General features: G+C 47.7%; 24 protein-coding genes and 1 riboswitch. Of the genes, 21 read left to right on the top strand and 3 right to left on the bottom strand.

Annotation, left to right across the window (positions count from 1 at the left end):
- Positions 1 to 227: 227 nt before the first annotated feature.
- Positions 228 to 1,373 carry a M20/M25/M40 family metallo-hydrolase gene (locus H1R82_RS04240; RefSeq protein WP_181731660.1) on the top strand — a complete coding sequence of 382 codons (1,146 nt, stop codon included), beginning with the start codon at positions 228 to 230 and terminating at the stop codon, positions 1,371 to 1,373.
- Positions 1,374 to 1,476: 103 nt separating this feature from the next.
- Here H1R82_RS04240 and H1R82_RS04245 read toward each other — a convergent pair whose 3' ends face one another.
- Genes H1R82_RS04245 through H1R82_RS04255 form a run of 3 tightly spaced genes read right to left on the bottom strand, consistent with a single transcriptional unit; the run spans position 1,477 to position 3,424 of the window.
- Positions 1,477 to 2,322 (bottom strand): EcsC family protein, encoded by an 846-nt coding sequence (locus H1R82_RS04245; RefSeq protein ID WP_181731659.1) that lies wholly within the window; start codon positions 2,320 to 2,322, stop codon positions 1,477 to 1,479.
- Between the two features lie 31 nt (positions 2,323 to 2,353).
- The gene (locus H1R82_RS04250; protein WP_181731658.1) at positions 2,354 to 3,223 is read right to left on the bottom strand and encodes a fructosamine kinase family protein; all 870 of its coding nucleotides are present in this window, start codon (positions 3,221 to 3,223) and stop codon (positions 2,354 to 2,356) included.
- Between the two features lie 45 nt (positions 3,224 to 3,268).
- On the bottom strand, positions 3,269 to 3,424 hold the full coding sequence (locus H1R82_RS04255) for a Z-ring formation inhibitor MciZ (protein WP_181731657.1): 156 nt from the start codon (positions 3,422 to 3,424) through the stop codon (positions 3,269 to 3,271).
- A 320-nt stretch (positions 3,425 to 3,744) separates the two neighbouring features.
- On the opposite strand from H1R82_RS04255, the gene H1R82_RS04260 reads away from it, so the two are divergent.
- The 20 genes from H1R82_RS04260 (at position 3,745) to H1R82_RS04355 (ending at position 20,382) form a co-directional block, all read left to right on the top strand.
- On the top strand, positions 3,745 to 3,999 hold the full coding sequence (locus H1R82_RS04260) for a DUF2642 domain-containing protein (RefSeq protein ID WP_232333871.1): 255 nt from the start codon (positions 3,745 to 3,747) through the stop codon (positions 3,997 to 3,999).
- Positions 4,000 to 4,056: 57 nt separating this feature from the next.
- Entirely contained in the window at positions 4,057 to 4,947 is an 891-nt protein-coding gene (locus tag H1R82_RS04265) for a manganese catalase family protein (protein ID WP_181731656.1), read from the top strand.
- Positions 4,948 to 5,050: 103 nt separating this feature from the next.
- Positions 5,051 to 5,602 (top strand): NUDIX hydrolase, encoded by a 552-nt coding sequence (locus H1R82_RS04270; protein WP_181731655.1) that lies wholly within the window; start codon positions 5,051 to 5,053, stop codon positions 5,600 to 5,602.
- Entirely contained in the window at positions 5,595 to 6,770 is a 1,176-nt protein-coding gene (locus tag H1R82_RS04275; RefSeq protein ID WP_181731654.1) for an endonuclease Q family protein, read from the top strand. Before H1R82_RS04270 ends, H1R82_RS04275 begins: the two co-directional genes overlap by 8 nt.
- A 108-nt stretch (positions 6,771 to 6,878) precedes the next feature.
- Positions 6,879 to 7,331: a hypothetical protein gene (locus H1R82_RS04280; RefSeq protein WP_181731653.1), complete on the top strand. Its 453-nt coding sequence runs from the start codon at positions 6,879 to 6,881 to the stop codon at positions 7,329 to 7,331.
- Positions 7,332 to 7,421: 90 nt separating this feature from the next.
- Entirely contained in the window at positions 7,422 to 8,084 is a 663-nt protein-coding gene (gene spoIIM / locus H1R82_RS04285) for a stage II sporulation protein M (protein ID WP_181731652.1), read from the top strand.
- Between the two features lie 98 nt (positions 8,085 to 8,182).
- Positions 8,183 to 8,662, top strand: coding sequence for a ferric iron uptake transcriptional regulator (gene fur / locus H1R82_RS04290; protein ID WP_037997491.1), 480 nt, complete (start codon positions 8,183 to 8,185; stop codon positions 8,660 to 8,662).
- A 93-nt stretch (positions 8,663 to 8,755) separates the two neighbouring features.
- On the top strand, positions 8,756 to 9,877 hold the full coding sequence (gene ald / locus H1R82_RS04295; protein WP_181731651.1) for an alanine dehydrogenase: 1,122 nt from the start codon (positions 8,756 to 8,758) through the stop codon (positions 9,875 to 9,877).
- An 85-nt stretch (positions 9,878 to 9,962) separates the two neighbouring features.
- The gene (locus H1R82_RS04300) at positions 9,963 to 10,208 is read left to right on the top strand and encodes a DUF4227 family protein (RefSeq protein WP_181731650.1); all 246 of its coding nucleotides are present in this window, start codon (positions 9,963 to 9,965) and stop codon (positions 10,206 to 10,208) included.
- Between the two features lie 66 nt (positions 10,209 to 10,274).
- The gene (deoB, locus tag H1R82_RS04305; RefSeq protein ID WP_181731649.1) at positions 10,275 to 11,456 is read left to right on the top strand and encodes a phosphopentomutase; all 1,182 of its coding nucleotides are present in this window, start codon (positions 10,275 to 10,277) and stop codon (positions 11,454 to 11,456) included.
- A gap of 17 nt (positions 11,457 to 11,473) precedes the next feature.
- Positions 11,474 to 12,298 (top strand): purine-nucleoside phosphorylase, encoded by an 825-nt coding sequence (locus tag H1R82_RS04310; protein WP_309544789.1) that lies wholly within the window; start codon positions 11,474 to 11,476, stop codon positions 12,296 to 12,298.
- A gap of 153 nt (positions 12,299 to 12,451) precedes the next feature.
- Complete coding sequence (locus tag H1R82_RS04315) at positions 12,452 to 14,719, top strand: immune inhibitor A domain-containing protein (RefSeq protein WP_181731647.1); 2,268 nt, start codon at positions 12,452 to 12,454, stop codon at positions 14,717 to 14,719.
- A gap of 116 nt (positions 14,720 to 14,835) precedes the next feature.
- Positions 14,836 to 16,026, top strand: a complete 1,191-nt coding sequence (locus H1R82_RS04320) for a D-alanyl-D-alanine carboxypeptidase family protein (protein WP_181731646.1) — start codon at positions 14,836 to 14,838, stop codon at positions 16,024 to 16,026.
- A gap of 122 nt (positions 16,027 to 16,148) precedes the next feature.
- Positions 16,149 to 16,502, top strand: coding sequence for an anti-sigma F factor antagonist (spoIIAA, locus tag H1R82_RS04325; protein WP_037997504.1), 354 nt, complete (start codon positions 16,149 to 16,151; stop codon positions 16,500 to 16,502).
- Entirely contained in the window at positions 16,499 to 16,954 is a 456-nt protein-coding gene (gene spoIIAB / locus H1R82_RS04330) for an anti-sigma F factor (RefSeq protein WP_181731645.1), read from the top strand. Before spoIIAA ends, spoIIAB begins: the two co-directional genes overlap by 4 nt.
- 9 nt (positions 16,955 to 16,963) lie before the next feature.
- Positions 16,964 to 17,734: an RNA polymerase sporulation sigma factor SigF gene (gene sigF, locus H1R82_RS04335; protein WP_181731644.1), complete on the top strand. Its 771-nt coding sequence runs from the start codon at positions 16,964 to 16,966 to the stop codon at positions 17,732 to 17,734.
- Between the two features lie 100 nt (positions 17,735 to 17,834).
- Positions 17,835 to 18,461, top strand: coding sequence for a stage V sporulation protein AA (locus tag H1R82_RS14835; RefSeq protein ID WP_181731643.1), 627 nt, complete (start codon positions 17,835 to 17,837; stop codon positions 18,459 to 18,461).
- The gene (locus H1R82_RS04345) at positions 18,445 to 18,861 is read left to right on the top strand and encodes a stage V sporulation protein AB (RefSeq protein WP_181731642.1); all 417 of its coding nucleotides are present in this window, start codon (positions 18,445 to 18,447) and stop codon (positions 18,859 to 18,861) included. Before H1R82_RS14835 ends, H1R82_RS04345 begins: the two co-directional genes overlap by 17 nt.
- Positions 18,862 to 18,888: 27 nt before the next feature.
- Positions 18,889 to 19,242, top strand: a complete 354-nt coding sequence (gene spoVAE, locus H1R82_RS04350; protein ID WP_037997515.1) for a stage V sporulation protein AE — start codon at positions 18,889 to 18,891, stop codon at positions 19,240 to 19,242.
- A gap of 171 nt (positions 19,243 to 19,413) precedes the next feature.
- Positions 19,414 to 20,382 carry a COX15/CtaA family protein gene (locus tag H1R82_RS04355; protein WP_181731641.1) on the top strand — a complete coding sequence of 323 codons (969 nt, stop codon included), beginning with the start codon at positions 19,414 to 19,416 and terminating at the stop codon, positions 20,380 to 20,382.
- A gap of 117 nt (positions 20,383 to 20,499) precedes the next feature.
- Positions 20,500 to 20,633, top strand: a riboswitch (FMN riboswitch).
- Positions 20,634 to 20,783 lie beyond the last annotated feature (150 nt).

Here is a 20,783-nt window from a genome sequence, read left to right on the forward strand (position 1 = left end):
GAATCCGAAAGGGTTTCCACTTTTTCCTTGAGGCAATATTTTTGATCCGGATGAAAAAAATGGGAAAAGGGGATGATAGGGGAATAAGGAGGTGAAAAAAATAAGAAAGTGGTATGATAAAATATGGCTCGAAAAATGGAGCTTGTACCAATTTTTGTTATCCAATTCTAAATGATGGTGTTACAATAAGAAAAAATTTTTTGCATCGAATGGAGGAAGGATTACCATTGGTTAACCAACAACGGCTGATTGATGAATTCATTGAACTTGTCACAACGGACAGTGAAACAGGGGATGAACGGGTTATTTGTGATTTATTGAAGGAGAAGTTGACCAACCTCGGTTTTGATGTGAAAGAGGATCATTCCAACGAAAAAACCGGACACGGTGCCGGAAATATCGTGGCAACGTTAGACGGAACGTTGGAAGATGCACCGAAAATCTATTTTACCTGCCACATGGATACCGTTGCCCCCGGAAAAGGGATTCGGCCTGTCATGAAAGATGGATATATCCAATCGGATGGAACGACGATTTTGGGAAGCGACGACAAAGCGGGACTGGCAGCGTTGATGGAAGGAATCCGCCTGATGAAGGAACAAAACATCCCGCACGGAAAAATTCAATTTATCATTACCGCCGGCGAAGAATCGGGATTAATCGGTTCGCGCCATTTAGACTTGAGTTTGGTGGATGCCGATTTCGGTTTTGCCCTCGATTCCAACGGACCGGTGGGCGAAATCATCACTTCCGCCCCGTCCCAAGTGAAAATCATTGCGACGATTTACGGAAAAGCGGCTCACGCCGGAGTGAATCCGGAAGACGGAATCAGCGCTATCCAGGTGGCCAGCCGGGCGATTTCCAAAATGCGCCTGGGCCGGATCGACAGTGAAACCACCGCCAATATCGGTTCATTTCACGGCGGGACGGCCAGCAATGTGGTTCCGGAAAAAGTGGAGATCATTGCCGAAGCCCGCAGTCGCAATGACATCAAATTAAAAGCACAAGTCAAGCATATGGTCCAGGCATTTAAAGAAGCGGCAGACGAGCTCGGGGCCCGTGCCGAAGTCGAAACAAAGGTGCTTTATCCCTCATTTAAATTCACTGAGGAAGATTTGGTCGTGCAAAAAGCCATGGCGGCGGTGGAACGGGTCGGCCGGAAACCGAAATTGGATGTGAGCGGCGGAGGAAGTGATGCCAATGTCATCGCCGGATACAACATCCCGACAGTGAATCTGGGAATCGGTTACGAAAACATCCATACCACCAGTGAACGGATGCCGGTTCAGGAATTGATCAAAGCAGCCGAACTGGTTGTGGCATTGGTTCAGGAGTGCGCCAAAGTTCCGGTGCCGCAAGGTATTCAATCATAAGAACCCCGGCCGGGGGGTTCTTTCTTTTTTGGACACATACATCAGTTTGCGGTTTTTCTTCGGAAACTATGCATGCAATCCCCGGTGCCCCGGTCGCGAAAAATCAGGATGACGTGTCGGTGCGGAAGTTTGAATCCAGTTTTTTTAATTTATCCATGATCCGTCGTTTGCGGTATAACATCATGCCGGCTTCCGCCACTTCTTCGACCGTGGACCGGTTGATGAAGGCTCCGAAAAGAATGCCGATGACCGGCACGATTTGAAAAAGTTTTTTCCAACCGAAATTGTCACGGTACGTTGCAATCACTTCCCGCCATCCCTGAAATTCGGAAATGGCTTCCCGTTGGCTTTTTTCGGAACCGGTTTCTGCAAGCTGTTTGAGAATGGATTGTTTGCCGACATAGTCGGCGGAAGCAAACTGCAAACATTTGACTATAAAGATTCGTTCTGATTTTTCTTTGGGTTGATACCCGTAAATTATGGCCATTTCTTGCAGGGCGTGGAGTGAAATGCCGAGCAAAGCGGGAATGTCAATGGCCAGAGTGAAGATTCCGCCAAATCCGGTGGTGGCCCCTTGCATGGTGGCGAGTTGCTTATGTTTTTGCACGGCGGTTTCGGCAACCTCGTTTAACAGGGATAACGGGAGTTGACCGATTTCTTCCGGTGAAAGGGATGAACCGGGCTTTCCCGCTTTCGCGGCGATGTCTGACACGGTTTGGTGTTCCTGAATCAAATACTCACCGCCGGTTTGGATATAACTCCCCAATTCATCAAAAAATTTCCCCAGCACGTGATGGACGGCTTGAGGCGTGATTTTATCCAGCAGCGTAAAAGGGAGCCGTCCGATTTTTTCCCAAAACCACAAATCTTTTTGATCTTTTTCCCATTGGCGGACTTTTTCCAATTCACTAAACAAGAATTCCTTGCTGTCCTGTGAAAAATGTTTCATTTGACTGATCCCCTCTTTTCATCACGGGAAGTCACCCGACGTACCGGTTTAAAATGCGGTCCACCGAACGGCCGTAAGATTCACCGAACACATTCAAGTGAACCAATAAATAATACAATTGATAGAGCGGTTTCCGCTCCGGATAGGATGGAGAAAGCGGGTAAACTTCTTGATAGTAATCATAAAAAGATGCAGGAAATCCCCCGAATAATTCCGTAAACGCGATTTCCAGTTCATGATGGGCAAAGAAGACGGCCGGATCAATCAAAAAGGGAGAGCCGTCCGGGCCGGTGATCCAATTGCCACCCCATAAATCGCCATGGATCAGTGAAGGTTGCACTTGCCCCGGAATCCAACGTTCCAGTTGATTCATCAGCGCTTCCAGTTTTTTTCTTCGTGTTCCGGTGATTGTGTGCCGTTTTATTCCCAATTCATATTGAACTTTTAAGCGTTGATCGCGATAAAAGGAGAGCCAGTCGGTCATCCAGGCATTTTGTTGCGGGAGAGTTCCGATCAAATTGTCTTCATGAAATCCGAAGGCTTGTCCGCGCACCTGATGAAGACGGGCCAGTCCTCTTCCCAGCTGTGGAATGGTCTCCGGGGTTTCGGTTCCTTCAATCCATTCCAACAGGAGCAGGGCAGTTTGGGTTTCTTTTTCATGGAAGGCTCCGTAAACGTCAGGAACGGATAAGGTGTTTGTCTCTTTAATCGCGTTTAATCCGTTGATTTCCTTTTGGAAAAAGGTTTCCGGAACCGGGCGGTTGATTTTGACGAAATAAGACCGCTTTGCCGTGTCGATCCGGAAGGTTTGATTGATGCTCCCGCCGGAAACCGGGTGAATTACGGGGGGATCCTTTTCATCCAAAAGTTGGCGGAGCGCTTTTTGAAGGATGGTTTTCATGTCCGGATCCTCCTGTGCAAAAAGTATCCGGATTTATTTTAACAATTATTTCATTTTGACTAAATAGGGATGTTGGGGATGGCATTTTTCAAGATATTGCTTGACCGTTAATGGATGGACGGCCATTTTCTTTAAACAGGAACGGATTTGCCCGGCGGTTCCCGTCAAAAGAATGCCGTGCGAACCGGCTTTGAATTCCATCTTGCACGCCTCCGGTAACAAAGTGTTTAATTCTTTTTTACGTCAGTGCAAGTGAACTTATACATCCGCCGGTGCTTCAAAGACCGGCGCGGAAGGAGAAAAAAAGCCGGGGATCAGCCATGGAGGGTGCAAACATTTAGGCGGAAAACATATGCAATTTGATTGGACAATTTATATTGGGAATCCGGATGCATATATACTTTTACGGAGGTTCTTTCTCCGCATAATCTGGTTTGCTGAACGGGTTTGAAAGGGACAGTTGCTTCTTCGGTTTGCTGTTATCAAGAGGAAGTTTCCTCAGATCATAAGGAGGGATTTCAATGCACCCTTGGTCACCCTGCGGGAGCATGTATGATGCCACCTTCCATTCCAGCTTGTATCCGTTCATGAGACGGAAGGTTTCCGTGCAAACAATCCGCGGCAGTGTAACAGGAAGGCTCACACATGTTCAAAGTGATCATGTCGTGGTTCAATCCGGCGGGGCTCCTTTTTTTATTCGCATGCAACAAATCCTTTGGGTCGTGCCGGTTACCAAAAGCAAAAGACAACCGATGTCTCCTCCGCTGCCTTATTGATGACAGGTCCTGAAATTAAATCCGGTTTCTGATGCATGTACCAAGGGAGGGGAAAAGATGTTTAAGCGGTTGAACCGGATGTTGATCGAATTGCCCGTACCCGAACACGGGGATGCCAATGCGGCGGCAGCTGTTCAGGAATTGCTCGGCGGACGTTTCGGGGAAATGTCCACCCTGAACAACTATATGTTCCAATCTTTCAATTTTCGTTCCAAAAAGAAACTGAAACCCTTTTACGATCTGGTTGCCAGCATTACGGCCGAGGAATTCGGCCATGTGGAACTTGTCAGTGCGGCCATCAATTTATTATCCACCGGCCTTACCCGTCCGGGGGATCCGGACACCACCCCGTTAAGAAACGGGCTGGATGCCCGAAATTCCTATTACTTTATCGCAACGGCTCAGACTTCGTTTCCTGCCGATTCGATGGGCAATCCATGGAACGGAACTTATGTGTTTAACAGCGGCAATTTGATTGAAGATTTTCTGCACAACTTTTTCTTGGAGATCGGTGCCCGCACCCACAAAATGAGGGTTTATGAAATGACCGATGCACCGGTGGCCCGGGAGATGATCGGTTATCTTTTGGTGCGGGGAGGTGTGCATATCGTTGCCTATGCCAAGGCGCTCGAAATCCTGACCGGTGTCGATGTGACCCGTATGCTGCCCATTCCGAGTCTTGACAACTCCAAATTTGATCATGCCAGAAAATACATTGAACAAGGACTGGACAACATTCTTTACACTTGGAGTGACCATGACTACCGTGACATCGACAAGATCTGGAGAGGGGAAAATCCGGAAACGGGTGCACCGCTCCGTGTGGTGAAGGGAACGCCGAAAGGAGCCCCTGTGCCGGATTTGGAGAAAAAACCGGAAGAGTTTGCCCCGGGCCTTGACAAAGATCATTATGAATGGGTGTTAAATAAATTGAAATTTTATATGTAAACGGCTGACAGCCACAGACCGGCCCGGTTGGGCTGTTTTCTTTTTTTTGATCCGGTTTCCTGCGTTATAATGGAGTGGACATCCCAAACAGGAGTGACTGGTCATGAAACAAAATTTGGAAGAAAAGACGATTGCCACCCAAAAAATATTCACCGGAAAAGTGATTGATTTACAAGTGGATGATGTCCTGCTTCCCAACGGAAACGTCTCCAAACGGGAAATTGTGACACACCCCGGCGCCGTGGCGGTCATGGCGCTCACTGAAGAAGACAAGCTCGTGCTTGTACGGCAATTCCGCAAAGCGTTGGAAAAAACGATTTTGGAAATACCGGCGGGAAAGCTGGAAAAAGGCGAAGATCCGATGGACAGTGCCCGGCGGGAGTTGGAGGAAGAAACCGGTTACCAGGCCGGCCGTCTGGAAGAAGTGGTCTCGTTTTACACCTCCCCCGGTTTTGCGGATGAGAAAATCCATTTGTACTGGGCAACCGGGCTGCAAAAAGGAACCCGCAATCCGGATGAAGACGAATTTGTGGAGCTGGTCGAGCTGACCATGGAAGAATGTTTCAAGCGGATTGAAAACGGAGAAATCTGCGACGCCAAAACGATTTTTGCCGTTTATTATTGGAAAAACCGGGTGGAAGCCGGCAATGAGTGAACTGAAGACCCTTTATGCCGATTTTCATATTCATATCGGGAGAACCAGCCGCAATCATCCGGTAAAGATTACCGCGGCCCGAAACATGACCTTTGAAAACATCGTCAAAGAGGCACACCATCGCAAGGGGCTCGGCATGATCGGCGTGATTGACAGCCAGTCCCCGCCAGTGCAGGAGGATATTCTCGACGGGCTTCGATCCGGATGTTTCCGGGAGCATCCGGACGGGGGCATCGTTTACAAAGAGACGACCTGTTTGCTCGGAGCCGAAATTGAGATCCGGGAACCGGGCGCGGGCCCGGCCCATGTGCTGGTGTTTGTCAAGACATTGGAGAAGATGCAGCAATTGACGGCTTGGCTGAAAAAGTCGATGAAAAACGTCCGGTTGAGCACCCAAAGGCTTTATCAGCCGGTTTCAGAGTTGCAGGAAAAAGTGGAAGAGCTGGACGGGCTGTTCATTCCCGCTCACATTTTTACGCCGTTTAAAAGCATTTACGGCAGTGCCGCCGATTCCATGGGAGAGCTTTTTGATTTGAAGAAAGTGGCTGCGGTCGAATTGGGGCTGAGCTCCGACTCAGAATTGGCGGACCGGATTTCGGAGTTGAATGCATTTCCGTTTTTAACGAATTCGGATGCGCACTCCCTGCCCAAAATCGGACGGGAGTACAACCAGCTTTTGGTGAAAGAAGCCAGTTTTGAAGAATTCCGCAAGGCGTTGAACGGGACGGACGGCCGCAAAATCCTTAAAAACTACGGGTTGAACCCGCGGCTGGGAAAATATTACCGGACCCGGTGTTTGGAGTGCGGTGAGCTTTGGACTCATGAGGAAACGCCGGTTTGCCTGCATTGCGGAAGCAAAAAAAGAGTCAAAGGCGTTTTGGACCGGATTTTGGAAATCAGTGACCAATCCTGCCGCCATCCGTCATTCCGTCCTCCGTACCAATATCAAGTTCCCTTGGAATTTATTCCGAAACTGGGGAAAAGGACACTGGAAAAACTGCTGGATGCATTTGGCACCGAAATGAACATTCTTCATGAAGTTCCCGTCGAAGCGATTGAACGCGTGGCGGGGAGTCACATCGCCCGTCACATTCTCATGGCCCGGGAACAAAAACTGGCTTTCGAAGAAGGAGGGGGAGGCATATACGGACGGGTGAAACCAAGCTGACCACATAAATGGTGGCCGGCTTTTTTTATTAGAAGGAGATCGTAGTATAATGGATTTAACATCTGCACCGGTTTTGTCTGAGCGATGAAAGGTGAAGAAGGGATTGGAATGGAATTTGGAGTGATGGGAATGGCTTATTTGGATTGGTCTCAGAAGTTGTTGAAAATGAGCGGGTCGTGGGTTCTTGTATGTGTGATTCTTTTAATCTTGTTCAAAGGATTGATTTTCCTTCTCCGAAACAAAAAATTATCGGTTTTCATTGCTTGCTTTAAAGGGATTTGGGCTGTCTTTTTTATCCTTTACTATGGTTTGATCTGTATATTTATTTATCAATTTCTGATTTATCCGTCATTTGGGGACCCGGTCCGGGAGATTGGCATGACTTTGATCATATTTGGTCTGGCGGTTTTGTTCTGGATCGGCCCCGTACGGGGAATGTTGGGATTAAAAGCCACCCGGACCCATCCCGAGGCAGCCGGTGGTTCCAAAGACGGCTGGGTGATTGAAAGCTGGTGGGGGGAAGAGGGGTTGCCGGAGCGGAACCGGGATTCGGGCAAATGAATCGGAAGCAGGCAAATCTACAGAATCTTTTCGTATATTTCGGCCTTGTCCGTCATAGTTTCATAGTGATGGACAAAGGAGGCGGAAAACATGAAAAGAAGACCGGGTCCCCTCGAGCATACGCTCAGGTCCCATTTTCAAAGTCAAAAGTCGTTATATATTTTCGTCACGACCCTGTTTATGATGGGAGTGATTTTTGGCGCCGTTTTGGTCAACTCCCTGGATCCGTCTCAGAAAGAAGGGTTGCTGCATTATCTGGGATATTTCTTTCAGGGGTTAAAAGACGGGACCATTGCCGAGCCGGAGGTTGCTTTCCAACATTCCTTGGGAGACCATTTGAAAACGATCGGTTTGATGTGGATTTTGGGATTGTCGGTCATCGGGATTCCTGTTTTGTTGGTTCTCTTGTTTTTAAAAGGCCTGGTTATCGGGTTTACGGTGGGGTTTCTTTTTTCAAAATTGTCCTGGCAGGGGCTGTGGTTTGCGTTTGTTTCCATTGTGCCGCAAAATTTGCTGATCATTCCCTCGATGATTATCATCACCATGGCCGGCATCCGGTTTTCCATCACCCTGATCAAAAATCGTTTGATTCATCACCGCGGAGCCATTTATCCGCATTTTGTCTCTTTTTCGCTGTTGGTGACGGGCATGGCGGTGGTCATGTTGGTTTCTTCCGCCTTTGAAGCTTATGTTTCCCCGGTGATGATGAAAGAGGTTGTGCCAACCGACATCACTCTGAATCAGAATTTTTAATTTAAAATGATTATTAGCTGATAATATTTCTCGATTGGATTGACTCCTCTGCTCTGGTCAAATATAATGGTGTAAGACAGACAGGGGGGGTGTCGTTATTGGAAGATCGGGTGAATCAAATTAAACAACAATTATCCGCCCATAACTATAAATTGACCCCCCAACGGGAAGCGACGGTCCGTGTGCTTTTGGAAAATGAGGAAGATCATTTGAGCGCGGAGGATGTCTACCTGTTGGTGAAGGAAAAAGCTCCGGAAATCGGGTTGGCGACCGTGTATCGGACGCTGGAGCTTTTAAGTGAATTGCAGATTATCCATAAGTTGAATTTCGGAGATGGTGTAACACGATATGAATTTCGAGCTGAAGGGGCGGAACATCACCACCATCACCTCATCTGTCTCCATTGTGGTACAGTCGATGAAATTACGGAGGATTTGTTAGGCCCGATTGAGGAACAGGTGGAGAAAGATTTTGATTTTCAGATTGTGGATCATCGGTTGACATTCCATGGAATTTGCCATCGTTGTAAAGGAAAAGTATCCAACTTGAAAAAACTGGTGGGATCCAAAGTGACGTGAGATCTGTGAAGATCTCACGTTTTTTTATGTTTAAAATCCGGGATATATTCCATCCTATAAATGGAAGATCAAACCGAAGGAGGGTGTTGAATCTTGAAAGTCGGAATTCCCAAGGAGATCAAAAACAATGAGAATCGTGTCGCCATCACGCCCGCAGGTGTCGACCATTTGGTGCAAGCCGGGCATGAAGTCATGGTGGAGTCAGGCGCCGGCGAGGGCAGCGGATTCAAGGATGAAGAATTTTTGGAGCATGGTGCCCACATTCTTCCTTCCGCAGCCGATGTGTGGGGCAAAGCGGATATGATTTTAAAAGTAAAAGAGCCGTTGAAAGAGGAGTTCCAATATTTTCGCGAGGATTTAATTTTATTTACTTATTTGCATCTTGCGCCGGAGCCGGAATTGACGAAGGCGCTGATGGATCAAAAAGTTTCCGCCGTTGCCTATGAAACGGTGCAATTGGATAACGGGTCCCTGCCGCTTTTAACCCCGATGAGTGAAGTGGCCGGCCGGATGTCTGTGCAAATCGGAGCGCGCTTTTTGGAAAAACCGCAAAGCGGTGCAGGCGTGTTATTGGGCGGAGTGCCCGGTGTGGCCCCTGGCAATGTGGTGATTATCGGAGGAGGAACGGTCGGAACCCAAGCAGCCAAGATGGCCTTGGGTATGGGCGCCAATGTGACGATCCTGGACATTAATGCGGAACGGCTCAGACAGCTGGATGATTTGTTTGCAGGACAACGGATTCAAACGCTGATGTCCAACCGGTTCAATATTGCCGAAGCCGTCAAACAGGCCGATTTATTGATCGGGGCGGTTCTGATTCCGGGAAGACGGGCACCCAAGCTGGTTACGGAAGAGATGGTGCAAACGATGAAAGAAGGTTCCGTGATTGTCGACGTGGCGGTGGACCAGGGTGGATCCATCGAAACGGTCGACCGGATTACCACACACAGTAATCCCGTTTATGAGAAACACGGGGTGGTACACTATGCCGTTCCCAATATTCCCGGTGCGGTTCCCCGGACTTCCACCATGGCCTTGACCAATGTCACCATGCCGTATGCCAAGGAAATTGCCGATAAAGGGTTGGAGCAGGCCATTAAAGAGAATAAGGCGCTTGCCAAAGGAGTCAACGTGATCCGCGGGCACGTGACCTACAAAGCCGTGGCGGAAAGCCTGAACCTGCCTTATACGCCGCTTGATGAGTTGATGGGATAAAGGGAGGTTCTGCTCCCGTATGATGTCATAAAAGATCGTCTTTCACATAATGTTTATAAAAATGTTTGAAAAGGGACGATCTTTTATGGTAATTTCTTTGCGTAAGGTAAAACAATGGGTGAAATTTTTGTTATTATTTACCTTATTTACGCTTTTGTTGTATCAGCTTTTCATGATCCTGGCTCCTTATTTCCAACCGGATTTTTTGTATGAAGAGCCATCCGGCGGAGCGGTGAAAGTGATTGCACAAAATATAGATACCCATGAATCCCCATCCATGCTGGAAGAAATGAAAGAACGGTTGCTTTTGTTTTACTGGATGGGGGAATGAAAAAGAACGGTGGGCGTTCTTTTTTTTTCTCATTGATTATAATGGGAATCGGAAGGAGATGAAGAGATGAATCGATTTAAACGTGTCGCCTTGATTGTACTGGACAGTGTCGGAATCGGGGCTTTGCCGGATGCCGGTGAATTTAATGATGAAGGTGCGCATACGCTGGGGCATATTGCTGAATACGGAGACGGGCTCAAGATGCCGAATCTGCAAAGCCTCGGGTTGGGAAATATCGAAACTTTGAAAGGGATTGAACCGGTTGCCGAACCGGGGGCCTGGTACGGGAAAATGAAAGAAATCTCCAGAGGAAAAGATACAACCACCGGACACTGGGAGTTTATGGGGATTTATACGGACAAGCCCTTTAAAACCTATCCGGATGGATTTCCCGCGGAATTGATTCAAGCGTTTGAGGAAAGAACCGGACGCAAAGTGATCGGGAACAAACCGGCTTCCGGAACGGAAATCATCAAAGAATTGGGCGAAGAGCACATGAAAACCGGGGCCTTGATTGTCTATACTTCTGCCGACAGCGTGTTTCAGATTGCCGCCCATGAAGAAGTGGTGCCGCTGGAGGAATTGTACCGGATTTGTGAAATCGCCCGTGAATTGACCCTGGATGAAAAATATTCCGTCATTCGCGTGATTGCCCGGCCGTTTGTGGGGCAACCCGGAAACTTCACCCGGACGGCCAACCGCAGGGACTATTCGGTCAAACCGCCGGAAAAAACCGTGTTGAACCATTTGAAAGAAGCGGGAAAAGATGTGATTGCCATAGGGAAGATTTCCGACATTTATGCCGGTGAAGGAATTACATATTCCCTCAAAACCAAATCCAATATGGATGGCGTGGATCAATTCCTCAACATCATGAAAGAGGATTTTCACGGACTGGCGTTTGTGAATTTGGTGGACTTTGATGCCAAATATGGCCATCGCCGGGATCCGGAAGGTTACCAACAAGCGTTGGAAGAGTTTGATGCGCGGGTGCCGGAGATTTTGGCTTCGCTCCAAGACGATGATTTATTGATCATCACCGCTGACCACGGTAACGATCCAACCCATCATGGAACCGATCACACCCGGGAATACACGCCGCTTTGGGTGTATGGAAAACGTTTGGCCCAGCCCGGACAATCGTTGGGCGTGCGGGAATGTTTCGCAGATGTGGGAGCCACCATTGCAGAAAACTTCGATGTGGCCATGCCGAAAATCGGAAAAAGCTTTTTGAAAGAATTGAAATAAAAGGAGTCGGTGAAACCGTGAGTGTGACGAAAGAACAAATTAAAGAAGCCGCAGAATCAATTCGCGGACAAATAAAGGAAAAGCCGCAGGTCGGATTGATTTTGGGGTCCGGACTGGGTGTGTTGGCCGAGGAAATTCAAGAACCGGTCACCAGTCGTTATCAAGATATCCCGCATTTCCCGGTTTCCACGGTGGAAGGGCATGCGGGAGAGTTGATTTCCGGGAAATTGGAGAATAAAAATGTGATGGTCATGGCCGGACGATTCCATTTGTATGAAGGACATGACCCGTCTTCGGTGGTGTTCCCCATCCGTGTAATGAAAGAGCTGGGAGTGGAAACGCTTTTGGTCACCAACGCGGCCGGAGGAGTCAACCAGTCTTATGAACCGGGGGACTTGATGGTGATCCGCGACCACATTAATCTGATGTTCCGGAATCCTTTGGTCGGTCCGAATGATCCGGAACTCGGCGACCGCTTTCCGGATATGTCGGTGGCCTATGATGAACAATTGCGCAAGTTGGCCCATCAGGTCGCGAAAGAACAAGGCTTCTCCCTGCAGGAAGGCGTTTATGCCGGCGTGTTGGGCCCGTCTTATGAAACTCCGGCCGAAATTCGCATGATTCGGACACTGGGCGGAGATGCGGTCGGCATGTCGACGGTGCCGGAAGTGATTGCAGCCCGGCATGCGGGAATCCGGGTTTTGGGTATTTCTTGCATTTCAAACATGGCGGCGGGCATTTTGCCACAACCGCTTTCGCATGAAGAAGTGATCGAAACCGGCAACCGGGTCAAAGGGAAATTTATCAAACTGGTGAAAGGGATTTTGCGACAGTTGGATTAATCGGAAGGGAAGGAGATGGAACCATGGTTTTTCATGGTTTCATCTTTTTTATGGTGTTTTTTGGGATAAACAGAGTAGATCCATGTTGAAAAAAAATTAACATAATTTATAATAATAGATGTGTTTTTATGTTTATATCAAAGGGGGAAACCGATGAAGAAAACGAAAAAGGTGTTTGCCCTTCTTTCTTCTTCACTTTTGCTCGGATCCATCGTCATGTCGCCGGTGGCGGGATGGACGAAAAAAGTGGAAGCAAAAGAAGCGGAAACACGGGTTGACTGGTCATTGGTGAATGAAAATGCACTGATTCGGCATTTGAAAGAGAAGGGGAAACTGGATCAGGATGCAAGCCCTGAGGAAATCAATCAAGCCGTGAAAGAATACGTGATGGATGGAAGAGTTCCTTTCAGCCAAACCGAAGGGATCGACACTTCTTCCAAATTTGGTGAAAAAGCATACAAAGGGAAGAAAAAGATTCAGCAAAAAGTATTCGACAAAATCAGCAAAATCGATGAAAATACCGTGCAAGCACTGAAAGAGAGCAAACAATCTTTTAATGACCGCGCGGTGGTGGCCTTGATTGAATTTCCTGATTTTACGCACAATTCCATCAAAAAGAAAGAGAACCAGTTTTGGGTAAAAGATTTTAATCCGGAACATTATGAACAGCTGTTGTTCAACCGCGATGGATTTACCATGGATGACGGGGAGAAAATTCCATCCCTGCGCCAGTATTATCTTGAACAATCCGTCGGGTACTGGAATGTGGTTGGCGAAGTGACCTCTTGGGTTCAAGCAAAGCATGAAGCGAAATATTATGGAGGACACCAGGATCAAGGGGATTATGAATTAAAAGATGCCCGGCCCCGTGAGTTGGTGATGGAAACCTTGGCTTCCGTCGGCCAACAAATTGCCGGGAAAGAGGACTTGTATGACCAACGGGATCCGTACGATCTCGACAATGACGGCAATGTCATGGAACCGGACGGTTTGTTGGACAACCTGTTCATTGTCCATTCCGGTGAAGGCGAAGAAGCAGGGGGCGGCGATTTGGGTGAGGACGCGATTTGGTCCCACCGGTCGGTGATCGGTTCGGAGCCGGTTCCGATTCCTGGAACCCGTTTAAAGGCTTTTGACTATATCATTCAGCCGGAAGACGGTGCGGCCGGTGTTTTTGCCCATGAATACGGCCATAATCTCGGATTGCCGGATGAATATGACACCGGCTATACCGGTGCCGGTTCCCCGATCGAAGCCTGGTCCTTAATGTCCTACGGCAGTTGGACGGGGAAAATCCCGGGCACCGAACCGACCGGATTCAGCCCGTGGGCGAAACTGTATTTCCAGGAAACCTACGGCGGAACCTGGCCGACCGCCACGGTCATTGATTACGACCGCCTGCACAAAAAAAGAGCGGCGGTGTTAAAAGAAGCGGTGGCGCAATCCAGCAAAGGAAAAGTCCTGAAAATCAACCTGCCGGAACAACTGGTGGATCCGCCGACCCAGCCCAAAGGAAAGAAATCGTATTTCTCTGACAAGGGGAATATGCTGAACACCAAGCTGACATCGGCGGAGATTGATTTGACGCAGGCTTCGGAAGCAAAATTGCAATTTGAATCGTGGCGTCAGATTGAGGCCGGTTATGATTTCTTGTATGTCAATGTTTATGCCGACGGACAAAAGGAAACCATCCGGCAATACGATGATGACACCAACGGCAAGTGGGTTGAAGAAGAGTTGGACTTGACCCCGTATACCGGCAAAAAAATCAAAATCGAATTTAATTACGTCACGGATATCGGATTGATGATGGAAGGATTCTATGTGGACAATATTGCTGTCACCGCAGACGGAAAAACGGTCTTTTCCGATGATGCGGAAGGGGATCCGAAATTCGCGTTGGATGGGTTCAAAGTATTTGACGGATCCAAAATTCCCTTTGAACAATATTATCTGGTGGAATGGCGTACCCATCATGGAATGGACCTTGCCCTGAAACATCTTCGCCGCGGACAAACCATGTTGAGTTATGACCCCGGCATGGTGGTCTGGTTTTATGATGCCCGCTGGGGAGAAGATAACATGACGGGCCTCCATCCGGGAGAAGGGTTCCTCGGCGTGGTTGACGCCCATCAACGCGGGCATTACTGGAATGACGGAACCGTGGCGGACACCCGGTATCAAATCAATGATGCGGCTTTCGGATTCAAAAAGACTTCCCCCATTGATATCGAATTCAACGGAGCCTACATGAAATATGATTCGTTGCCGGGAATTCCGAAGTTTTATGACGGACACGACTACACCAGCCCGTTTAATCCGGACGGAGGCAAGATCCTGCCCCATTACGGAATCGAAATCGCTTTGAAAAAAGTGAAAAAAGGGGAAAAAGAAGTGATTGTGGAAGTGTCCAAAAAATAAAAAACAATGATCGATAAAGACTTTACTGCTGTTAGCGGTAAAGTCTTTTCTTTTTTGGCATAATTATCCGGTTCATGGTTCAAACTATAGATACTGCTACTGGGGAGGGAATTGGAATGCTGAAAAAGCTCAGCTGTTTAATTCTGCCGCTCGGCTTGATGGCCGTTTCATTGATTCCGTCACAACCGGTTTCGGCCGAAGGGTCGGAAACCGATCTGGCGCCGGAAGCCGTTTCTGCCATTTTGCTGGATGCCGGGACGGGGAAAGTGTTGTACGAAAAAAACAGCCATCAACCGTTGCCGCCTGCAAGCATCACCAAAGTGATGACCATGTTACTGGTCATGGAGGCGATCGATCAGGGGAAAATTTCCTGGTCGGATCCGGTGCGTGTCAGTGAACATGCCGCTTCCATGGGCGGGAGCCAGATTTTCCTCGAACCGGGAGAACAAATGACCGTCCATGACTTGTTTAAGGCGATGGCCATTTCATCAGCCAATGATGCGGCAGTGGCACTGGCGGAATATTTGGGAGGCACGGAAGAGCGTTTTGTGAAAATGATGAATGACAAAGCCAGGGAATTGGGACTGAAAAATACACATTTTGAAAATTGCAACGGCTTGCCGGCATCACGCCATTACTCTTCAGCTTATGACATTGCCGTGATGTCCAGGGAACTTCTCTCTTATCCCAAAGTGACCAACTATACGGGACTGTACGAAGATTACCTGAGGAAAGATTCGAAAAAACCGTTCTGGCTGGTCAATACCAACAAATTGGTCCGGTTTTATCCGGGAATGGACGGGCTGAAAACCGGATTCACTTCCGAAGCGAAATATTGCTTGACGGCCACGGCCAAAAGGAACAATCTCCGGTTTATCGCCGTGGTGATGGGAGAACCGGATGTCAAGAAGCGGAACCAGGAAGTTTCTTCGATGCTGGATCATGCCTTTAACCATTACACAAGCCAACGGATTTACAACAAAGGGGATTTGATCGCGGAAAAACGGATCGATAAGGGAAATCCGGACAAAATCCGCATTGAAGCCAAACAGCCGATCGACATGTTGATAAAAAAAGGAGAATCCATCCGCGATTATCAAAAGAAATGGATTTGGGAGGATTTAAAGGCTCCCGTCAAAAAAGGAGACCGCCTTGGAAAATTGCAGATTGTAAAGGACGGAAAAGTCGTTGCCGAGTGGAATTTGATCAGCAACATGGAGATCCAAAAGGCAAATCTCTGGACCTCTGTGAAACGAAGTGTGAAAGAAATGCTTTTTTTGCCGGATAATGTGAATACACAGATGTAAAAGAAAAGGGGATTCTGGACAATCTTGTCAGGAATCCTCATTTTTTGGTTATTTTTTGCAGACAGAAGGAAAGGGCCGAAAAATCATAGAAGATATGGGAAAAAAAGAAAGGGGCGGGAGAGATGAGTTTATCCCTGCAAATGGATTCCGACCGTCAGGTTTTGATTGTCCGGCTGGCCGGAGAGCTTGACCATCATCATGCCGAAAAAGTGCGTGCTTCGATTGAAGCGGAATTGGAAAAAGGGGAGTTTCGCCACCTGGTGTTGAATCTGGCCCGTTTGGAATTTATGGACAGTTCAGGATTGGGTGTGATTTTGGGACGTTATAAAAAAGTTTCCCAGTTGGGGGGAAAAATGATTCTTTGTTCCATTCAGCCGCCGGTATACCGCTTGATGGAAATGTCGGGGTTATTTAAAATTTTGCCTACATACGAAAATGAAAAGCATGCAATTTCAGCTTGCGGGGTGGCGTCATGAGCGAAACAGGAAAAAATTTCATGGAACTGAAATTCAGCAGTCGTTCGGAAAATGAAGCGTTTGCCAGAGTGACGGTGGCTTCGTTTATCTCTCAATTGGATCCGACGGTGGAGGAATTGACCGAGATCAAGACGGTGGTTTCCGAAGCGGTGACCAATGCGGTGATTCACGGATATGAAGAAAAAGAGGATGGGATCATCTATATCCGGACGGATATCGAGGGACAAAAGGTCAGCATCACCATCTCCGATCAGGGTATCGGCATTGAAGATATCAACGAAGCCAGACAACCGCTTTACACATCTAAACCGGAATTGGAACGGTCGGGCATGGGATTTACGATCATGGAAAATTTCATGGATGAAGTGATGATTCATTCCAAACCGGGAAAAGGCACAACCGTTCACATGGTGAAATACTTGAAAAGCCGTCAGCAGACGATGGCTCATTGAGGGATGCCTATGGAACCGGATGTATACAACAACAGGCACAGCCATTTGTCGGATGAAGAAGTGAAAGAACTGATTCAGGCCAGTCAAAACGGGGACATGGAGTCCCGGAACCGTTTGATTCGTCATAATATTCGGTTGGTTTGGTCGGTGGTGCAACGATTTTTGAACCGCGGATACGAGGCGGAGGATTTGTTCCAGATCGGTTGTATCGGTTTGTTGAAAGCGGTGGATAAATTTGACTTAAACTATGACGTGAAATTTTCCACTTATGCCGTTCCGATGATTATTGGCGAAATACAGCGATTTTTACGCGATGATGGCATGGTGAAAGTGAGTCGGTCGTTAAAGGAGATGGCCAATCGCGTCCGCAAAACGAAAGACCATTTGTCCAAAAAATACGGGCGTTTGCCCACCATTCAGGAAATCGCCAATGAGATGGGAGTGGATCCCGAGGAGATTGTTTTTGCTCAGGAAGCCAACCGGGCTCCAGCTTCGATCCACGAAACGGTATATGAAAACGACGGCGACCCGATTACCTTGATGGACCAGATTGCCGACGAGCCGGTGACCACCTGGTTTGACAAGCTGGCCATCAAAGAAGCGATTCACCGTTTGAGCGATCGTGAAAAGTTAATCGTTTATCTTCGTTATTACAAAGACCAGACACAGTCCGAAGTGGCAAACCGGTTGGGCATTTCCCAAGTTCAGGTCTCGCGGTTGGAAAAAAAAATTATTGCCAAAATGCGACAGGAGCTGGATATCCAGAAAGAAAACCGGTAATTTCAGGCTTCAAGCACCTTGACGGTGCTTTTTTATATTTGACCGGTTCTGCACATACTAACGGATGACCTTAAGTGATGTTTAAAGGAGTTGCCCGCTGATGAAAGACATGTTAACCATCCGCCTCAAAAAGAAGGCCGTTACAAAACCCGGGCAACCATTGTATCTGAAAGATATTTCCCGGTTGGATTCTAAAGAGGAAATTGCATGCAAAGTCAAAGATTTGATCATTTATGACCCGCAGGTACAGCATGGGAATTTTTATGTGATCGATGTGGTGGATGTCATGAACATCATCCACAAACATTTTCCGGAACTGGATGTTCGCCATGCGGGGCCGCCGCAAACATTGGTTGAGATCTCCGGCCATTCCCGCCCGCCTTCGGTTATTCTTGTCCTGTTGGTGATGATTCTTTTATTTATCGGTTCCGGATTGGCCATCATGAATTTCCACATGGACGTCAGCATGCCACAAGTTCATGAACGTATTTATTATCTGGTGACCGGGGAACACAAATCATCCCCCTTGATCATGCAAATTCCTTATTCGTTGGGAATCGGGATCGGCATTTTTGTATTTTTTAACCGCCTGATCAAAAAACGGTTGAAGGAAGAACCAAGTCCGTTGGAACTGGAGATGTTCATGTATCAGGAAAACATTGAACAATACATGATCGATCATGAAAAGCGGAAAGAGGATTCCGGTCGTCATGAATCTGTTCCATGACTTGCTTCTCATCCTCATCGGTCTGGCGGGAGGGACGGTGGTCGGTGGCGGTTTTGTCGCCTTTATCACAGTGCTTGACATTGTTCCGAGACTGGCGCAAGTGACCAGGACCCCGCAAATGATCGCCCTCTATGAGTACAGCATCGGACTTGGCGTTTTGTTTTTTACCTGGTTGGACTTTCGTTCGCTGTCGCTTTCGATGCCCGGTGGTTTCACCCTGATCGTCGGCCTTTTCATGGGGGTGTTTGTCGGCCTTTTGGCGGCGGCGCTGACAGAGGTGGTCAACGTCATCCCGATTATGGCAAGGCGTTTGAACCTGGAAGGTTATATGGTTTATTTTCTGTTGGCAATGGCACTCGGCAAAGTGGCCGGTTCCATTGTGGAATGGATGTTTTTTTGATATTGATCAAGAAAGGATGTATGCAATATGGGTTCTTATTGGGCTGCTTTTCTGGTGGGTGGATTAATTTGCGTGATTGGACAGTTGTTGATTGATTTAACCAATTTGACGCCGGCGCACGTCCTCAGTTTATTGGTGGTGGCCGGTGCGGTGTTGGACGGATTCGGATTGTACGATCCGTTGATCCAGTTTGCCGGAGCCGGCGCAACGGTTCCGATTACAAGCTTTGGCAATTCATTGGTGCACGGGGCATTGTCGGAAGCGCATCGCAACGGATTTATCGGGGTGTTGTCAGGGATTTTTCAAATCACGAGTTCCGGTATTTCTGCGGCCATCATCTTTGGCTTTTTGACGGCGGCGATTTTTAAACCCAAAGGATGATAAAAACACATAAAAGTATATTCTAATCATAAATGAGTGGGGGTTTCCACTCTTTTTTTTACGGAGTTGTGATAAGTTTTTGCCGTTTTTGTCCCTGTGCGGCTTTTCACCAAAATTTGTGGTATGATCAGTTGTGAACATTTTTCCTCATCGGAGGGAGGGAATCAACAGATGAAGCAACTGCGCGCATTGCAGATATTCGGAATCATCACTTCGATTGGTGCTTACTTCATGTTGGCAATCGGAGCCATTGTAAGCGCTACGGAATCAGGGAAAGGTTGCGGCAACACCTGGCCGTTTTGTCATGGAAAACTGATCCCTGAAAGTTTGCCGATGGAGACCGTGATTGAATACAGCCACCGGATCGTCTCGGGAGTGGACGGGTTGTTGATCCTGATTTTGACGGTCTGGTCCTGGATGGCGTTTAAAGAGAATAAACGAGTAAAGGTTTTGGGTTTTTTAAGCTTGTTTTTTGTCGTGTTTCAAGGAGTTCTCGGAGCATTGACGGTTGTTTTTGAAGGCACGTTTGCCAAAAACTTCTCGCTGGCTTTGCATTTCGGCTTTTCCCTTATTTCTTTTGCCAGTGTCATTTTGCTGACGGTTTATCTGTTTCAATTGTCCAATCCCGAAAAGAAGAACGGGCTCATGGATATGCGAAACACCCCGCTTGCCAAATGGCTTTGGGGCTTGGCTGCCTACACTTATATCGTGGTGTATACGGGAGCTTTGGTGCGCCATTCCGAGGCGACGATGGGATGCGGCTATTCCTTCCCGTTGTGCGGCCCGACCGTTTTCCCCGGCTTTTCTTCCCTGGCGGAGATTCATTTGCTTCACCGTTATTTTGCCTTTTTGCTCTTTTTCCTTGTCCTTGGCACATTGATTTTCATTTTGAAGAAGCATCGGGACCGGAAAGATTTGGTGCGCGGGGGTTGGCTTGCGTTTCTTTTGATCACGCTCCAGGCATTAAGCGGTGCGATTATTGTCTGGACAGGCGGAAAATTAATGGCCGAGTTGTTGCATACCACCATTATTTCAGGGTTCTTTGCCGTCCTTTCGTATATGTGCATGCAAATCGGCTTGCCCTGGAGCAAAAAAACGCATTTGCCCGATGTGTCGACGGAAGTCGGGCAGACAAGCTAAAGAATGAAGGTGGAATTTCACCTTCATTCTTTTTTGTTTAAAAAGAAGAGATATCGACAATCTGATGAAGATAAGCTATACTCATTGGTAAGGTGTGAAAATTGGATATGGATTTTTCACATCCTTCGGGGCAGGGTGAAATTCCCGACCGGCGGTGATGGCTCGTTTGCCTCAGTCCGTGACCCGCTTTGGCGGTGGATTCGGTGCAACTCCGAAACCGACAGTGAAAGTCTGGATGGGAGAAGGATGAACAGATGTGTACCTTTAACCTGTGAATTTTTTCACATTTGTTAAAGGCTTATTTCCGTATGCAAAATTATTACATTCAGGATACACAGCTGTTTCTTCCGTGACTGCCTCGAATTATTAAAGATTCGAGGTTTTTTATTTGCTTCGACAAT

It is taken from the genome of Thermoactinomyces intermedius, from assembly GCF_013912365.1.
GTDB lineage: Bacteria > Bacillota > Bacilli > Thermoactinomycetales > Thermoactinomycetaceae > Thermoactinomyces > Thermoactinomyces intermedius.

Excerpts from the sequence above, each read along its gene's own strand:
- H1R82_RS04255 (WP_181731657.1), bottom strand. The coding sequence starts at position 3,424 with ATGGAATTCAAAGCCGGTTCGCACGGCATTCTTTTGACGGGAACCGCC.
- spoIIM (WP_181731652.1), top strand. The coding sequence starts at position 7,422 with ATGAAAAGAAGACCGGGTCCCCTCGAGCATACGCTCAGGTCCCATTTT.
- H1R82_RS04275 (WP_181731654.1), top strand. The coding sequence starts at position 5,595 with ATGAGTGAACTGAAGACCCTTTATGCCGATTTTCATATTCATATCGGG.
- spoIIAA (WP_037997504.1), top strand. The coding sequence starts at position 16,149 with ATGAGTTTATCCCTGCAAATGGATTCCGACCGTCAGGTTTTGATTGTC.
- H1R82_RS14835 (WP_181731643.1), top strand. The coding sequence starts at position 17,835 with ATGAAAGACATGTTAACCATCCGCCTCAAAAAGAAGGCCGTTACAAAA.
- sigF (WP_181731644.1), top strand. The coding sequence starts at position 16,964 with ATGGAACCGGATGTATACAACAACAGGCACAGCCATTTGTCGGATGAA.
- H1R82_RS04320 (WP_181731646.1), top strand. The coding sequence starts at position 14,836 with ATGCTGAAAAAGCTCAGCTGTTTAATTCTGCCGCTCGGCTTGATGGCC.
- spoIIAB (WP_181731645.1), top strand. The coding sequence starts at position 16,499 with ATGAGCGAAACAGGAAAAAATTTCATGGAACTGAAATTCAGCAGTCGT.
- H1R82_RS04345 (WP_181731642.1), top strand. The coding sequence starts at position 18,445 with ATGAATCTGTTCCATGACTTGCTTCTCATCCTCATCGGTCTGGCGGGA.
- H1R82_RS04245 (WP_181731659.1), bottom strand. The coding sequence starts at position 2,322 with ATGAAACATTTTTCACAGGACAGCAAGGAATTCTTGTTTAGTGAATTG.
- H1R82_RS04260 (WP_232333871.1), top strand. The coding sequence starts at position 3,745 with ATGCACCCTTGGTCACCCTGCGGGAGCATGTATGATGCCACCTTCCAT.
- H1R82_RS04280 (WP_181731653.1), top strand. The coding sequence starts at position 6,879 with ATGGAATTTGGAGTGATGGGAATGGCTTATTTGGATTGGTCTCAGAAG.
- deoB (WP_181731649.1), top strand. The coding sequence starts at position 10,275 with ATGAATCGATTTAAACGTGTCGCCTTGATTGTACTGGACAGTGTCGGA.
- H1R82_RS04355 (WP_181731641.1), top strand. The coding sequence starts at position 19,414 with ATGAAGCAACTGCGCGCATTGCAGATATTCGGAATCATCACTTCGATT.
- H1R82_RS04300 (WP_181731650.1), top strand. The coding sequence starts at position 9,963 with ATGGTAATTTCTTTGCGTAAGGTAAAACAATGGGTGAAATTTTTGTTA.
- spoVAE (WP_037997515.1), top strand. The coding sequence starts at position 18,889 with ATGGGTTCTTATTGGGCTGCTTTTCTGGTGGGTGGATTAATTTGCGTG.
- H1R82_RS04265 (WP_181731656.1), top strand. The coding sequence starts at position 4,057 with ATGTTTAAGCGGTTGAACCGGATGTTGATCGAATTGCCCGTACCCGAA.
- H1R82_RS04315 (WP_181731647.1), top strand. The coding sequence starts at position 12,452 with ATGAAGAAAACGAAAAAGGTGTTTGCCCTTCTTTCTTCTTCACTTTTG.
- H1R82_RS04270 (WP_181731655.1), top strand. The coding sequence starts at position 5,051 with ATGAAACAAAATTTGGAAGAAAAGACGATTGCCACCCAAAAAATATTC.
- H1R82_RS04250 (WP_181731658.1), bottom strand. The coding sequence starts at position 3,223 with ATGAAAACCATCCTTCAAAAAGCGCTCCGCCAACTTTTGGATGAAAAG.